Origin of the sequence: Anaerotignum lactatifermentans (assembly GCF_014982935.1) — a bacterium.
Classification (GTDB): Bacteria; Bacillota; Clostridia; order Lachnospirales; family Anaerotignaceae; genus Anaerotignum; species Anaerotignum lactatifermentans.
Window position 1 is genome coordinate 19,598 of record NZ_JADCKK010000008.1, and the last position, 13,688, is coordinate 33,285.

Consider the following 13,688-nt stretch of genomic DNA (forward strand, 5'->3'; position numbering starts at 1 on the left):
TTCTATATGTTTGAAGAATTTTATGAAATGTACGAGTCCGAGGAGCAGGAAGTAGTTGCTCTGATCAATCGCTGCATAGGAGGCGGATATGACTGGAAAGGCAAATTTTGGGAAATGACCGTTGTGACACTGGGGATAATGTTCTGTGACACCGGTGAGGTCAGCACTAAAGAGGTACGTTTGGATTGGCCGGTTACTGACGAGGATCGGAACGGTGAAAAGGGCTGGGGACGCTTTCGAAACGAGCAGATCTGCCGCCTGAAGATTCGTCGAATGAAAGAAGAATGGGCAAAGAGTCTGGTGGTGCGTCCTTGGTGTATCTCTGAAGTAGTCAAAGCCCATGAGGACTGTCCTGAGCTTCAGGCTATTCTGGACGAGAGGAATAAGCCTGTCATCATAGAAGATAAGGTTCTGGGTATTCTTCAGTTGAATCGGGATTTTGACATTTTTGAAGGTGCTGTTTCATGGTGTGGTACGGAAGTGATATTATCCCTTGAAGTGAATCCGGAAAGCAAATCTTCTTGGAGCCGAGCACGTACAGCTGCCAAAAAGTTGGTTGTTGATATGGAAAATTGGAATAAGTCAATGCGGGAGTTTGCGGCGAATGAACTTACACAATTGGCAAACGATTGGCTTACCCAAGATGAGGAAAACTCACGTGATGCGAAAATGAATCCAATTACGGAGGAGGAATTTGCACGACGCATATCTATGACTGAATTGACCGTTACATCTGGCGGTAGTTTTACTGCCTTTTTCGATTGTGATGAGATGTTTGCCGATCATGCTGTGACAATCTATGGTTCTTTGAAGAAGGGAATTATAGGCACTAACATAGAAGGATAAGGAGGCACGGCTATGAGACTGAACAGTAAACGAGTGAACTTTGAATATCAGCCAGGTGAAGAGATCTTTACATTTCCAGAAGATACGGGACTGCCATTTATTTTTGATGTGTTGGACGAGGAATTGACAGAAAATATCGAAGCCATGGATGTTGTAGGGCAGATGCTGGACGAAGCGGAATCCCTTGCGGAGAAAGCGAAAGAAACATTGAAACAAATTTTATCTGATGAAAACCACCAAAAGTATGGTATGGTGTCGTTCTTTATGGAATTCCATCGGGATGAGGTGGATCCAGAAACAGCAGCGGCGCTGTTTCCGGGTAAAGATCTGTCAACTTTGTCCTTTGTGGATATGGTGGATGATTTACAGTTAAAACGATTTGGAAGCTGTATCGATGATGAAATGGATCAACAAGTTTTTATTCTGGATTTTTCTTTTAACCCGGAACTTACAGATGAACTGCTGGTGGTTTATTTTAATTTGGAGAAAGAAGTTGTTGAAATTACCCATGAAAGTTGAGAGGAGTAAATGATGCTTTCAACAAAAGATTTGTCAATATTACCTGACGTAGGAAGATTAAAGAATTTCTGCAAAGGACTGGCGGCACTGGATATCATCATGCTGGAAGAAGAATGGAGCTTCATTCGCCATTATACATACAATCCCACATGGAGAAAGGGTAAAGAAGCCTTTTTTGCCACCGATGGCAGTGACCAGAGTATGATTGTCATGTTTGCACCTGAAGGCTGTGTCATCAATGGCGTGGATTCGGAGCTTTATGACTGGGAGGAAAAACTTCCAAACATTGATGAATTGACAGAGGGGATACCGCCTGTTTTGAAAAAACTGATGCATAGCCGCGAAGTCAAGAAGATGAAAAGCACTTTTTGTGTCTGGACAGAAGATGGAGCTACTTGGAAATGTAATCCCATAAATGGTAAGGATGCTTCTGAAGATTTGCTTTCCATGATTGATGGCAATCCACAGACTTATGTGGAGTATGGCAAATGGCATTCCGCTGACTTGCCTCTGGAAGTTGTAGGTCAGCTTTGTGAAGGAGTACCCTTAACAAAAGAGATGATTTTAGCTCTGAATCCGAAACGTAGTGAATGGGATGAAATCAAAGCTGGACTGGATAGAATTGGGTATCCCAATGATCTATGATTTGTGGAGGTGAGGAGGAAGCAATATGGATCAAAATTTTTGTACCGCTGTTTTCTGGCACGGCGGTGAAAAAATCGACCTGCATGGATTGGAACCAGAAGCGGTAAGATGTCTTTCTGTTACCGGAGAACGGAAGGTGGATGTATCCTTTTTACAGGCGTATCCCAATCTGGAAGAATTGCTTCTAATGGAAAAATGTGAAGGTGTGGAGGTTCTTTCAGAGCTGAAACAGCTGCGTCATCTGACGCTTTGGCTTTCTGCACCTGTTTTCTGGGAAAACATTCACCTCCCGAAATTGCGATATCTTCATCTGCGGGGAGAAAAGAACGGGGACGTCACGCCGCTGCTTTCTGGCATTACATTTCTCCATTTGGAAGAAATGCGCAAAATAGAAGATATTTCGCCTTTATTGATGCCTGCGGACCATTTGCAAAAGTTATATCTCCAATCCCTTCCGGCAGTGCAAACCCTGCCTAATCTGGGGCAGTTTCAAAACCTCTATGCTATGAAACTTTATGAATTACATAAACTAAATGATTTGACGGCACTTTCTCACAGCAATCTGCATTACTTCGCCGCTTCCTTGATTGCGGATAAGCTGTCAGCTGGAAGATTGGCAGAAGCTGTAATGGCGATTCCGAATTTGAAAGGGGCAGCTTTAGAACGGGTAGATCGTTCTGGACGGCGATATGGTCAAATCCAAAAGGCATTTTCTGACGCAGGGAAATCAGCGTTGCTCTGTGAAGAAATCAGTAATTTAACCACATGGCTGTCTTTGTGATGAAATGCAAAGAAAAAGGAGGATTTTGCCATGATCAAAGAACGTATTTCAGTCTCCGGCGACCTCAAAAGCAAAGTCAACCAACTCATGGAATATGCCGGGTGGCAGGAAGGGAGAAAAGTTGATATCTCCATTGCGGAGCAGTATTACGCTGCACATGGTGTTCCAATGATGAAAACCACCCAGAGATTTTACCGCAAGTATTTTGGTCTGTGCTGTCAGTGGTATTTGGAACAGAAAAAGATGAATTGGGCTGCGGATTTTGAATTTGCTTTGTTTCCTTATCTTGTCAACGGTATCAAAAATCATTTGGAGGATGCCTATTTTCGGGACATGACGGGGGATAGGCTGGCAGAAATCGAACAAGTGGCAGGTGAGTGTTGTCAGCCCATCGGACATATCGGCTACTATTATCCTGCAGAAGTCTGGATTTCGGAGCATGGAAAACTATATGCGAAATATGAGTATCAGGATGAAATCGAGTGTTTTCCTGATGTATTTGCTTTGATTGAGAGAGAACTGCGACAGTGTAAATTTGATTCCGCTGCCATGAAAACGGTTGAGGCATTGGATGGAAAGATTTGAAAAAGAAGGGGGAACGAATATGAATATCAAAGAAAAATTAGAGTCAATGGCAAAAAACAGCATTGAACTAAAAATACAAGACAATGCGGTATATGAATTGGGCGCAACTCGCTTTGGAGGTCAGCCTGATGTACCGTCAGATTTCATTTGGCCTACTTACATGGGAGAGAGCTATGATCATGTAGTCAAAGAGCGTCCGCTTTCTTTTCTGGCGCAGTTTAACTGTGCGGATTTCGCAAAATATGATGCCGAACACCTTCTGCCGGATCATGGATTACTTTCTTTTTTCTATGAATTGGATTCCATGTGTTGGGGATTTGATCCAAAAGATAGGGGTTGTGCTCGTGTGTACTGGTTTGAAGATATTTCCACACTGTCAGCAGCAGAGTTTCCGGCAGATATGGAGGAGGATTTTATCTTGCCTATGGTAAAAATAGCATTATCACAAAAACCTTCTTATCCATCTTGGCAGGATTTCACAGAAGCGTTTCCAGATGATGACGATGATGAAGCTTTCAATACTGCGTGGGAAGAATTGACGGGAGAAGATGAGGAGGATTTGCCGGATCGTTCTCAGTTATTGGGCTGGCCAGATGTGATCCAGAACAGTATGTTTGAAGAATGTGATATTGCCGCAAAAGGGTACTATCTGGGCAATCCGGAAGGATGGAGAAAAATTCCAAAGGACATTCGTCAGGAAGCAGAGCAAACCGCCAAAGATCGTTGGATGCTTTTGCTTCAATTGGATACAGTGGAGTGTGATGATTTTGAATTGATGTTTGGAGATTGCGGTCACATCTATTTCTACATTACCAAAGAAGATTTAAAAGCACGCCGTTTTGATAACATTTGGCTGATTCTTCAGTGTTGTTAAGGGAAAATCAAAATGATACAGCCTATTGTGAACACAGAACCGATTGAAAACGAGTTCTTTCTTCGGGATGGATATGTTTATTTTTCAGGTCTATACGAAAACACGATATTGAAAGGTGTAGTACCCGAAGACTTTCATTGCTGGCATTACTGGGGTAAATCCTCTACAGCATGTTTTATGGGAGGAGTTCGTCTGCGTGGAGCAGATCCCGCATCTTTTCGAGTGTTAAACTATGCTTATGCAATAGATAAAACGGCAGTCTATACCACTAGCGGAAGAATTTTCGGTGTAAATTTAGAAACCTTTCAGGTGTTGGACAACGGTCAGTGTGAATCAGGTGCGCCGCAGGGATATGCAAAGGACAGCCAGCAGGTCTACTTTCACAACGGAGATGGCAAGGTGAAAATTATCAAGGGAGTAGAAGTTTCCACTTTTCGCTCATTAGGAGATACTTTTTTTGCCGTAGATAGCAAACGGATTTATGCTTACGGAAAACAGCTTCCCAAAGCAGATTTGACTTCATGGAAATTGCTTCCTCATTGGTATTCTTACGATGACAAGCGTGTGTATTACCTCAATCGAGAGATGAAAGGGGCTGACAGAGAAAGCTTCACTGTATGTACCCCGTTGGAAGTTGCTCCCCTTGCTGACCATCTGGCACGTGATAAATACCATTTTTACCAGAATGATGAGATCATAGAAGAAACCATATGGCTGGAAAGGCTGCATAAAATAATGCAAGGACAATAAAAAGGAGGAAATACAATGCCTACAAAAGAGTGGATGGAAAAATATGAAGCAGTGAAAGAAAAATTGACCTGTAAAATAGATTTAGATGCCTATTTCACAGAAAAGAAAATCGGAAAAACTACCGTTGATGTACTGGAAATTGGGGATGTATCTTTTCCTACAGGCACGATGTTCGCCTGTGATCCATTGATTGAGCTGGAGGATATGGACCCTTTTATGCAGACCATTCCAACAGGGACTTATCCAGTAAAAATCTGTGTAGTACCAAGTGAAAAATATGGGGATCGCTATGCTTGTGTAAAAGTAGAAATCAGTCAGCAGAAACCCGTACGTTATGAATTGGGAATGATGGGAACTGAAAATTTGGATGAAGAACTGGAAGAAGATTCCTTTTTTGGTTTTGGTGTGGATGCAGGAATGGGATGTATTGCGGATGTGAAAGCACAAGAAGCATTCAGGTCATATTGGGAACAACGTCTGAAAGAAGATCCAGACATTGACCCTTACAACGATTTGTTTTGTGATTTGTTAGAGGAAAATGCAGAAAAATATCCGAAGTATCAAAGTGAATATGGGGACTGGCTAAACTGGAACATCCCAAATACAGACTGTAATCTGCCTATTTTTGCATCCGGTTGGGGAGATGGCGTATATCCGTCCTATTTTGGCTATGATGCGGAAGGAAATGTTTGCGGTGTGTATGTTCATTTTATTGATGTTGCAGAAGAGTACGATGAATAAATTGTGAGAGAAACAAGTTTTTTATCTTGTTTGAAGATACTTCAATGCTGTGAATAGGGGTGCATTTTATGGATTATTTGAAAATACTGCACGAAGATCCTGAGTTGGCAGAAAAATTTGACTCTCTTTTTGATTTTTTCCTACTGGATGAGTTGTCCTAAAGGGATGATGCAGACGATCGAGCAACCTTCACCCTGCCCGGTATGGCTTTTGCCAGAGATGGCTCTGGTGGAGAATATCACCTGTTGGAGGATGGTTCCATTGGCTATTACAGTAGTGAAGGGGAGGCAGGGCACCTGGCTGAGAACATGGATGATTTCTTTTCTCTGCTAGTGAGCTGTATTTGCTGGAAGGATTACTGTGATGCAAACCAGTATGTGGATTCCAAAACATTGGAAGGATATGGGCAGAAGCAGCGCAGCGTTAATTTGGAAGACATTGATGTAGATAGTTTGCGGCAGATTTCCGATGCGTTTGGCATTGCTACGGATAAGGAACTGGTTCCCATTTCGGAAAGATTCCGCAAAGCGACACAGCGACAACCCTTGTACCAGTGTGTTTTCCATGAGGATGATGGAAGTCTTACTGAGTCATACGGTCTGATGTTTGAATAGAAAAGGAGTTTCCATTGGCAAAGGAAAAACAAGAAAAAATAAATATATGGCGGAATCAAATATTGCAGAATTCGCAAGATATCACACCACTCAAATTCAAAATGTCGCAGGATGAGGTTATGGATATATTTGGTGAACCAGATGATGTTTCAACCATGAAAAGTGGCGGAAAACCTTTGATCCTCAAATATCGAGATATTGAACTGCATTTTGATGGGAAAAACCGTCATGGACTCTATTTGATTTATAGCGATGAAGAAATTGATTTGAGTATAACGCCAGACGATAAAGAAGGAGGAAAGTAAAATGAAACCATTTGACACCAACTATAAACTTTTGGACGAGATGTACAATGATGATTACTATCCCACTTTTTTGGTAGATAAAGTAAAAGATGAACTCCAGAAAGTCATTGACTTGCTGGAAAGCGGTGAAACAGATATAGAAGTTGTACAGGAAAAACTGGACGAAGCAGTTTGTGGCATCAATGATTTACAGGAGGAATTTGACGAGAATGACAGTGAGATTGAAACAGTAGCACGAGACTGTATTGGAGTAACTGTGGCTTATATTTTGGAATGGTTTGATATTCCCATTGATATAGAGGAGGCTATCCGAGAAAGGGACTGGTAATGGAGATTCAGAAAAAGGAATTTGCTGTTTGTGATGAGTGTGGCAGCCTGTTTATCAAAGGAAGTTCTCAAATGATGGCGCTTTGCCCAGAATGTGCTCATATTCTCTATGGTTATCCAAATTGCCCTCATCATTTTCAAAATGGCAGATGTATCCATTGCTATTGGGACGGCTCTGAAAGTGACTACATAACACACTTAAAAAATATGAGAGAAAACGAACCGTGAAAGGAATTGGTGAGAACGATGACCATAGAAGACATGTTCGGTGATTTAAAAAAAATCGACATTTTGGCGGAGAAGAGCGAAACCAAAGAAGTTTTAATGGTTTTGGTCTGCAATGGCTTTATTGATGGTTCTCCTCAAACGCAAAAAGCGCTGCTGGATAAGATGGAGGGATACCTGAATCACACACAAAGTGAAGTATTCCAAGCAGAATATGCAGATTGGTCTGTGATTTTGCGAGTGACTTTTGATGAAGAACCAGACCAACTCATTTTAGCACTGCTCAACAAGTGCTACTCTTGGGCAGATGACTATGCAGTAAAGCTGGAGTTTGAAATTGGAGGAAAACAGGTGCGCTTTGTGGAGCAAAGCTGACCTCTCTACGAAAGGAAGAATCATAATGACAGAATTTCCAAAGCGTGCACGAACCATACGGTGGGAAAATGGTATTTTAACATTCGATGGAGAAAAAACCATGGAGCTTCCGGAACTGACCACGGAAATCATGGAGAAACTGGCAGGGTATAAGCCAGTAGGATTTTATGTGAAAAACAATCCTGTAACAGACAAATTGCTGATGCCTTTTACTGGCTCTAAAAATATGGTGAATTTCGGTGTGGAATATGGTCAATTAACAGATGCCTGTTTTTCTGTGTTTGCAACGATGCCAAAGCTGCGTTATTTACTCCTTGACGGCAACAGTCAAATCACTGGAAGCGGATTATCTGTGATGGGGGAATGTAAAATTGATTTGCTGACACTTAATCACACAGGACTGAATGACGATGGTTTGATGCAGGCGGCTTCTATTCCAAAACTTACACATATCCAGATTGACCATACGGCAGTTACTTATGAGGGACTTATTAATATTGCGGAGCATACAAGGATAGAGCCAGTTTCTAAGGAACAGTTTACCCAGGAACAAATGGAAACCTTCTCAAAATTACAGAGAGAAAAGGCAAAAAAATCGGTGAAGTTGGATGAGCAGGCTGCGGAAGAATGTCAGAAGATATTGAAAGACTTTTTTGAAGCCATGACTGCGTGGGAAAAATATGTATCCGAAAAAGGGTTTGAGGATGAAGAAGTAAACTCAAGTCTGCTGAATATTTGGGAACAGTACGTCAGCGAAAAGCCACGACTGGGATATCGTCCTTTGGCGCTTTCTTACAGCCCCACAGGGACTTACAGCCAAGAAGTGTTTATAGATGCGGAACAGCTGACAAAGAATAAGATTTATATTTACACAAAAACGAAAAACACAGGGTTTGAACGTCGTTTCCTCATGAAACGAGTGGATGAAAGATGGAAAATCGATGCTTTGCAGGAACGGTTGGATGGCTGGCAGAGGAGCGGATTGTGAGGAAATAAAATGTCTTGGAAATTTGAAACAACAGGTCTGAATGGACAATGTAAATTGTTTGATGTGAACATATTTGATTATGATTGGAAAAGTACCGGCAAGCGGGTAAAAGTACAAGATCCTATTTATGGTCAGGATCATATCTTTGAGATTTGGCAGACAGAAATTGGGGGACAGATTCGATGTTTTGCCGCTGGTGAGTTTTCCAACTGCGTGTGGGGATTCTATCTGGAAACTCATCCATAAACAAAGGGAGGAATGACTATGAAGGCAAAAGCTGGAGATGTTTATACAGTTTATAACAAATACCTTGAACGCTACACCGCCTGTCAGGTGGTATATATTGCACCGCCGGACACGGTGAGTGATCAGTCATGGGCGGTGATCCTCTCTCTGGATTGGGTAGGTAACGTCCCTCTGACAGCGGAGGAACTACCTCTTCTTCGTCCCCTCTATATGGATTTCATGTACTGGTCCCGTAAACTGCACCTGTTACGGGTGCCCATAGAAGTTCCATCTCAGTATACGTTAGTGGGCACACTTACTTCCTTCACCAACGAGCCTTGTCGCTCTTACGGCTGCTGGAATGACGGCTATGATGTGTACCTTCAGATTAGATGGCAAACCATCCCAGAGGAACGGAGGCGAGCCTTCAAGGATGCCACGGAAAGCGACAGGATAACTGAAATAGGCGGTACCCCGGTGAAGGTCAGCAGCCATCGGGTGATGGACCGGTACGCACCATTTGATTCTGCGATGGAACTAAAGGTGCTGCCCTGTCTTTCGGATCTCATCTGTGAGCGGTGGCATCCTGATCTGCTTAAGTTTTTGCGGGAAAACCCATTCCTTGATGAACTGACTTTGCTGAACCACGGTCAGAGGACACTTGATTTACGAGGCACCAACATCAGAAAGCTAATGTTGGATATGACCGGTCTGAAAGAATTATGGCTGGGTGAGGAAGCGGAGCAGCTTCTGTTTCAGAACGAGGCTCTGGACGATTGCATTATTCACGCCTATGGTGATGGCAGGCGACTGACACTTCAATTTATTGGCGAATACCGTCCTCATCCAGAACTGCCGAATCTATCGGGACTTCACGGAATTCGCCTGAAGGATTTTGATTTAAACGGCATATCTTCTGTTCATCCTCATTTGAAGGAATTACGGCTCTGGGGTGCACCGGGAAATCTGAGGAACTTTTCCGCCGTGCGAGAGTTTCGGGAACTGACAGATTTTTCGACGTACGATCTGTTTGGCTTTACAGCAGATGATATTCCTACTCCGGAACAGATGCCTGCGCTTATATGGTTTTGGATGACCAGTTTGCCGGAGGATGCAGCGAAAATGGCAAAAAAACTTTGGAAAGGCAAAAAAGGAATGAGTCTGCGGATTACAAAAGCTCGAAAACCAGAATGGCTGGCACAAAATTTGGATAACCCTTTCCGAAACTGGGATGGTGCGGAACATATTCCTGCATCTGCCGCAAAAAAGGCAGCAAATCAGTACCGTAAGACTCGTTCTCAGCTCTTGAAACTGGCTGCTGAGTCTGACGCAAACGCACAGAATCAGGCGCTGGAGGCGGTGACTTCTTATACACAGACTTTTAATAAAATGGGTTTTATCGAAACAGAAGAACGAGATGAAATTTATATGGCTTTGTGTGGCATTTTGGATGTGCTGCCAGACGGTATACTCCAAAAAGCTACCCTGATTGAAAAGTTTGAAGAACTGCGGGATTTTTGAGGAGATGGAGATGTATGATAGAGTTCGACAAAGATCATAGCTCGACATGGATAGAAATGATGTCGGCATATCAGGTTTTTCGAGCCAAGCTGTTTGATTGGGTTAATGAACCGGATCAGGTGAAGCAAAAGGATTTGTTGATGGAACTTGGCTCTTGGAAAAATCGAGATCTTCATAGAAGATTGCTGGTGGTAGATTTTCTGCACAGCACTGAGATGTGGGATAAAAAAGCCATCATCTTACTCAAGAAAGAACTAACAGCGATTGCCCTGCAGGAAAAGGATGAGGTTGCTGCATGTGCACGAATGGCACTGTTAAAACTCAAATGCCAACCGGAGCGGCTTGCCATTGCTGATGAGGTGCTTCGTATGGCAGTGGTCGAGGAAGAAAAGGCAGAACCTGATCCGGTTGTATTCCACAACGGATGCTTACTGCTGTATGATTTACAGTGTGAGTCACAATTTTTACAGTATATTGCTCGGTACGGGAATTTGATTGAACAGGCATACGGTCTAGATGAAAAGGATTTGGCGGACATGAAGAAAACACTATCTGTTGATCCGTAACAGCAGACAGAAGTTGAAAAAATATGAATGGAGGGCAATACATTGAGCTATACAAAATTTAGCAAGGAAGTAACCAAGTGGCTGAAAGCCAATGATCTGCCCTGCTATGGAACTGCCTATGACAGTCCTGAAGAAACAAAAGCAAGATTAGATGCTTGGATGGTAGGCTTGAAACATATGTTGCAGCAGTGGATTGCAGAAAAACGATATCGAGAACTCATTTCCTGTGCCCATGGAGGTTGGTATACAGATGATGTAATTTTTGAACCCTTAGCAGAGCATTTTGTTGAAAATCACTTGTTTGATGAACTGCGTTTTCTTTGTGAACGTGGCATACGTTTTTCTATTGAGGATATGCTCTTCTGCATCAAAATAGAAAAAGAAGAACATAGTGCTTTGGATGTGAAAACCGTACAAAAGATAAATGTAAATGATTACATGGCAGGTCAAGATTATTGGCAGCTTGGTGAAATTGCGAAGTACAGAACTCGAGCATTAAGTCAGTTGGATCGATACCTGAAATATCTTACACGGATACAAGCATCGCAAGAGTATATCAACACTATATCAGAAATAGAAAAAAGAGTTTTTGATCTCACAATCAAAGCTAAGGATTTGAAACAGATTAAGTTCAAGTTATAACATATACGAAAAACAGAGAGGGGGTGTAAGAACCCATGAAACGAATCAAAGACGAACCTTATTTTACCCATAGCGTATATAGTGCTTTTACCACAGGTATACAGGTAAAGTGTCCAAAATGTCATGGTATGGGTATGGTAACTGCTGACGAGGAAAGTGCTTATTTTAAATGTACCAACTGTGGTTATCAAGCAGAGAAAGAACGAACCGTGCATCGTTATGATGTTCATAACCAATGCAAGAACTGTGGGCGATACTATCGGGTGGATATTGAAGATCCAGCAAAGCAGCACTTTTCCGCTCTTCATGTGAAATGTCCTTACTGTGGAACAATGATGTCAGGGAAAGTACATAAGACGGTGGAAGCATTTTCCTATGCTGCTGAAATCAATAAGGGAAAGGAACCGTGGTTTGGTTTGGAATTGTGGTTTCTTACATCTTTTCAAGGAAAGCCAATCTGGGCAATTAACCGGGAGCATCTTACCTATCTGATTGATTATCTTAGCGCCGACCTGCGGGAAAAGCCGATGGGAAGAGGGAAAAAGACCCAGTCTGACCATCTTCCTACCTTCATGAAAACCGCAAAGAATCGAGAACGTATTGTAAAACTGCTGGAAAAGATGCAGGAGGAATAAGGATGGAACAGAAAGTACTTTACAAAGGTCAGGTGCTTATACTGACACGATTTTGGGCAACAGGAGAACCTTGTCTATGGATTACTGACCCTCAGCAAATTGGAATGCCCAAAATGGAGTTTGTCGGCGGATATCCAGATGAATACTGCATTTTCCTGAAAAATTTGACTGAAACAGAATTGGCACAAATCACATCCATGGATGGATTTCCTTTGGATGTGATGAAAGAACTGGACAATATCTAACTGGAAGGGATGAAGTGTCATGTTATGGAAAGATAAGAAAATAATGCCTCCTCCCTGGCTGGCATTTCCAGAAATAGAGAGATATTCTATCGGCTGGCGTATGGGGTATGGGGAGGATTACATATATCGATTTGGAGATTGGCTAGATACTCTTTCTTCGGAAGAATTGAAAGAATATAAAACATTGTTTCCTGAACCTATTACATGGAAAGGCTGGTGGGATAACGAGGATAGCAGTGAGGTGCTGGAACATGGAGATTTCTTTGTAGAGGTATGGCAACCGAAAGGACAGCCAAAATACACAAAGCAATGGCTCCAGCAGGAGGTCGCAGATGGAAGAAAGCGAGAGTTCTGTTTGTTTTGGGGGCACCAGCCTTCGAAGGATGGCAGCATTACAAAGAGCTGCCTCAGTCAGTGGTGGATGGAGGACTTCTATACTATGGTTGATTCTTACCTCTACATGGAACAATATATGATGGCTGGCAAAGCCCAGCTTTTTGGCGACGAGGAGAGGCGTAAGGAGATCCTAGCATGTAGCGACCCTAAACAAATCAAGACACTGGGACGTAAGGTGAGAGGCTTCGACCAAGCCGTATGGGATAAGTTTAAATACTCCATTGTGCTGAATGGGAACTGGTGCAAGTTCAGCCAGAATCGAGAACTACGTGAGTTTCTTCTTTCTACAAGAGACAGCGTTTTGGTGGAAGCAAGTCCTTATGATCGTATCTGGGGGATTCAGCTGTCTGCGGATATGCCAGAGGCGCAAAATCCTTCTCAGTGGCGTGGTGAAAATCTTCTGGGATTTGCGCTGATGGAAGTACGAGATGAACTGCACAGAGTTAGAAAAAATGAGATGTTATGTGATTGGGGGACAGTATGGGAAAGATGAAATTATATGAATTAGTCAATCAATATCATATTGGTACAGAGCTAACCTGTGCCGAAGCAATGTTCAAAGCATGTAATGAGTATTACGGTCTGAATCTTAGTGAAGAAACCAGACGAATGTTTTCTGTGATGGGACTGGGTATGCAGACAGAACAGTCTTGTTGCGGTGCGTTTACGGTAGCTGTTGGAATCATTGGTTTGATGACTGCAAAAGATGGAGAAACAGATGTAGATAATATGGAAGGCTATCAGATGATCTGTGCATTAACGGATTATGTTTTGACATCCTTTGGTACACTGCATTGTGTAGAACTGCAGGGATTGGAAGTGCAGGGGTATGAAAATCCTTGTCACTACATCGTGGAGGGAATCGCAAAGAAACTGGAATAGA

General features: G+C 42.5%; 22 protein-coding genes. All 22 read left to right on the forward strand.

Features of this window, described 5'->3' with window-relative positions:
• Positions 1-6: 6 nt before the first annotated feature.
• The 22 genes from INF29_RS03325 to INF29_RS03430 all read left to right on the forward strand — a co-directional run bounded on the left by INF29_RS03325 (position 7) and on the right by INF29_RS03430 (position 13,687).
• Complete coding sequence (locus INF29_RS03325; protein WP_193484606.1) at positions 7-846, forward strand: DUF2262 domain-containing protein; 840 nt, start codon at positions 7-9, stop codon at positions 844-846.
• 12 nt (positions 847-858) lie between these two features.
• The gene (locus tag INF29_RS03330; RefSeq protein WP_193484608.1) at positions 859-1,365 is read left to right on the forward strand and encodes a DUF2004 domain-containing protein; all 507 of its coding nucleotides are present in this window, start codon (positions 859-861) and stop codon (positions 1,363-1,365) included.
• Between the two features lie 12 nt (positions 1,366-1,377).
• Positions 1,378-2,010, forward strand: a complete 633-nt coding sequence (locus tag INF29_RS03335; protein ID WP_193484610.1) for a hypothetical protein — start codon at positions 1,378-1,380, stop codon at positions 2,008-2,010.
• Between the two features lie 25 nt (positions 2,011-2,035).
• A complete protein-coding gene (locus tag INF29_RS03340; RefSeq protein WP_193484612.1) occupies positions 2,036-2,791 on the forward strand; it encodes a hypothetical protein in 756 nt (251 codons plus the stop codon).
• 30 nt (positions 2,792-2,821) lie between these two features.
• On the forward strand, positions 2,822-3,376 hold the full coding sequence (locus INF29_RS03345) for an SUKH-3 domain-containing protein (protein WP_193484614.1): 555 nt from the start codon (positions 2,822-2,824) through the stop codon (positions 3,374-3,376).
• A 19-nt stretch (positions 3,377-3,395) separates the two neighbouring features.
• Positions 3,396-4,250: a YwqG family protein gene (locus INF29_RS03350; RefSeq protein ID WP_193484616.1), complete on the forward strand. Its 855-nt coding sequence runs from the start codon at positions 3,396-3,398 to the stop codon at positions 4,248-4,250.
• Positions 4,251-4,262: 12 nt separating this feature from the next.
• The gene (locus INF29_RS03355) at positions 4,263-5,000 is read left to right on the forward strand and encodes a DKNYY domain-containing protein (RefSeq protein WP_243184076.1); all 738 of its coding nucleotides are present in this window, start codon (positions 4,263-4,265) and stop codon (positions 4,998-5,000) included.
• A gap of 15 nt (positions 5,001-5,015) precedes the next feature.
• Entirely contained in the window at positions 5,016-5,741 is a 726-nt protein-coding gene (locus INF29_RS03360) for a DUF4241 domain-containing protein (protein WP_193484618.1), read from the forward strand.
• A 203-nt stretch (positions 5,742-5,944) separates the two neighbouring features.
• A complete protein-coding gene (locus INF29_RS03365) occupies positions 5,945-6,355 on the forward strand; it encodes a hypothetical protein (protein ID WP_243184077.1) in 411 nt (136 codons plus the stop codon).
• A gap of 14 nt (positions 6,356-6,369) precedes the next feature.
• Positions 6,370-6,660: a DUF3192 domain-containing protein gene (locus INF29_RS03370; RefSeq protein WP_207728109.1), complete on the forward strand. Its 291-nt coding sequence runs from the start codon at positions 6,370-6,372 to the stop codon at positions 6,658-6,660.
• 1 nt (position 6,661) lies between these two features.
• Positions 6,662-6,988: a DUF5713 family protein gene (locus tag INF29_RS03375; RefSeq protein WP_193484620.1), complete on the forward strand. Its 327-nt coding sequence runs from the start codon at positions 6,662-6,664 to the stop codon at positions 6,986-6,988.
• Complete coding sequence (locus INF29_RS03380) at positions 6,988-7,215, forward strand: hypothetical protein (RefSeq protein WP_207728110.1); 228 nt, start codon at positions 6,988-6,990, stop codon at positions 7,213-7,215. The genes INF29_RS03375 and INF29_RS03380 overlap by 1 nt, the downstream gene beginning before the upstream one ends.
• Before the next feature lie 18 nt (positions 7,216-7,233).
• On the forward strand, positions 7,234-7,587 hold the full coding sequence (locus tag INF29_RS03385) for a hypothetical protein (RefSeq protein WP_193484622.1): 354 nt from the start codon (positions 7,234-7,236) through the stop codon (positions 7,585-7,587).
• 25 nt (positions 7,588-7,612) lie between these two features.
• Positions 7,613-8,575 carry an NTF2 fold immunity protein gene (locus tag INF29_RS03390; RefSeq protein WP_193484624.1) on the forward strand — a complete coding sequence of 321 codons (963 nt, stop codon included), beginning with the start codon at positions 7,613-7,615 and terminating at the stop codon, positions 8,573-8,575.
• A gap of 9 nt (positions 8,576-8,584) precedes the next feature.
• Complete coding sequence (locus INF29_RS03395; protein ID WP_193484626.1) at positions 8,585-8,821, forward strand: hypothetical protein; 237 nt, start codon at positions 8,585-8,587, stop codon at positions 8,819-8,821.
• An 18-nt stretch (positions 8,822-8,839) separates the two neighbouring features.
• Positions 8,840-10,321, forward strand: a complete 1,482-nt coding sequence (locus tag INF29_RS03400) for a hypothetical protein (RefSeq protein ID WP_193484628.1) — start codon at positions 8,840-8,842, stop codon at positions 10,319-10,321.
• Positions 10,322-10,335: 14 nt separating this feature from the next.
• On the forward strand, positions 10,336-10,887 hold the full coding sequence (locus tag INF29_RS03405; RefSeq protein ID WP_193484630.1) for a hypothetical protein: 552 nt from the start codon (positions 10,336-10,338) through the stop codon (positions 10,885-10,887).
• Positions 10,888-10,929: 42 nt separating this feature from the next.
• Positions 10,930-11,529, forward strand: a complete 600-nt coding sequence (locus tag INF29_RS03410) for a hypothetical protein (RefSeq protein ID WP_193484632.1) — start codon at positions 10,930-10,932, stop codon at positions 11,527-11,529.
• 35 nt (positions 11,530-11,564) lie between these two features.
• Positions 11,565-12,164 (forward strand): hypothetical protein, encoded by a 600-nt coding sequence (locus tag INF29_RS03415; protein ID WP_193484634.1) that lies wholly within the window; start codon positions 11,565-11,567, stop codon positions 12,162-12,164.
• Between the two features lie 2 nt (positions 12,165-12,166).
• Positions 12,167-12,409: a hypothetical protein gene (locus INF29_RS03420; RefSeq protein WP_175055096.1), complete on the forward strand. Its 243-nt coding sequence runs from the start codon at positions 12,167-12,169 to the stop codon at positions 12,407-12,409.
• 19 nt (positions 12,410-12,428) lie between these two features.
• On the forward strand, positions 12,429-13,298 hold the full coding sequence (locus INF29_RS03425; RefSeq protein WP_193484636.1) for an NADAR family protein: 870 nt from the start codon (positions 12,429-12,431) through the stop codon (positions 13,296-13,298).
• Positions 13,286-13,687 (forward strand): C-GCAxxG-C-C family protein, encoded by a 402-nt coding sequence (locus tag INF29_RS03430; protein ID WP_243184078.1) that lies wholly within the window; start codon positions 13,286-13,288, stop codon positions 13,685-13,687. The genes INF29_RS03425 and INF29_RS03430 overlap by 13 nt, the downstream gene beginning before the upstream one ends.
• Position 13,688 lies beyond the last annotated feature (1 nt).

Coding starts and splice junctions, on each gene's coding strand:
- INF29_RS03325 (WP_193484606.1), top strand. CDS start 7: ATGTTTGAAGAATTTTATGAAATGTACGAGTCCGAGGAGCAGGAAGTA.
- INF29_RS03330 (WP_193484608.1), top strand. CDS start 859: ATGAGACTGAACAGTAAACGAGTGAACTTTGAATATCAGCCAGGTGAA.
- INF29_RS03335 (WP_193484610.1), top strand. CDS start 1,378: ATGCTTTCAACAAAAGATTTGTCAATATTACCTGACGTAGGAAGATTA.
- INF29_RS03340 (WP_193484612.1), top strand. CDS start 2,036: ATGGATCAAAATTTTTGTACCGCTGTTTTCTGGCACGGCGGTGAAAAA.
- INF29_RS03345 (WP_193484614.1), top strand. CDS start 2,822: ATGATCAAAGAACGTATTTCAGTCTCCGGCGACCTCAAAAGCAAAGTC.
- INF29_RS03350 (WP_193484616.1), top strand. CDS start 3,396: ATGAATATCAAAGAAAAATTAGAGTCAATGGCAAAAAACAGCATTGAA.
- INF29_RS03355 (WP_243184076.1), top strand. CDS start 4,263: ATGATACAGCCTATTGTGAACACAGAACCGATTGAAAACGAGTTCTTT.
- INF29_RS03360 (WP_193484618.1), top strand. CDS start 5,016: ATGCCTACAAAAGAGTGGATGGAAAAATATGAAGCAGTGAAAGAAAAA.
- INF29_RS03365 (WP_243184077.1), top strand. CDS start 5,945: ATGGCTTTTGCCAGAGATGGCTCTGGTGGAGAATATCACCTGTTGGAG.
- INF29_RS03375 (WP_193484620.1), top strand. CDS start 6,662: ATGAAACCATTTGACACCAACTATAAACTTTTGGACGAGATGTACAAT.
- INF29_RS03380 (WP_207728110.1), top strand. CDS start 6,988: ATGGAGATTCAGAAAAAGGAATTTGCTGTTTGTGATGAGTGTGGCAGC.
- INF29_RS03385 (WP_193484622.1), top strand. CDS start 7,234: ATGACCATAGAAGACATGTTCGGTGATTTAAAAAAAATCGACATTTTG.
- INF29_RS03390 (WP_193484624.1), top strand. CDS start 7,613: ATGACAGAATTTCCAAAGCGTGCACGAACCATACGGTGGGAAAATGGT.
- INF29_RS03395 (WP_193484626.1), top strand. CDS start 8,585: ATGTCTTGGAAATTTGAAACAACAGGTCTGAATGGACAATGTAAATTG.
- INF29_RS03400 (WP_193484628.1), top strand. CDS start 8,840: ATGAAGGCAAAAGCTGGAGATGTTTATACAGTTTATAACAAATACCTT.
- INF29_RS03405 (WP_193484630.1), top strand. CDS start 10,336: ATGATAGAGTTCGACAAAGATCATAGCTCGACATGGATAGAAATGATG.
- INF29_RS03415 (WP_193484634.1), top strand. CDS start 11,565: ATGAAACGAATCAAAGACGAACCTTATTTTACCCATAGCGTATATAGT.
- INF29_RS03420 (WP_175055096.1), top strand. CDS start 12,167: ATGGAACAGAAAGTACTTTACAAAGGTCAGGTGCTTATACTGACACGA.
- INF29_RS03425 (WP_193484636.1), top strand. CDS start 12,429: ATGTTATGGAAAGATAAGAAAATAATGCCTCCTCCCTGGCTGGCATTT.
- INF29_RS03430 (WP_243184078.1), top strand. CDS start 13,286: ATGGGAAAGATGAAATTATATGAATTAGTCAATCAATATCATATTGGT.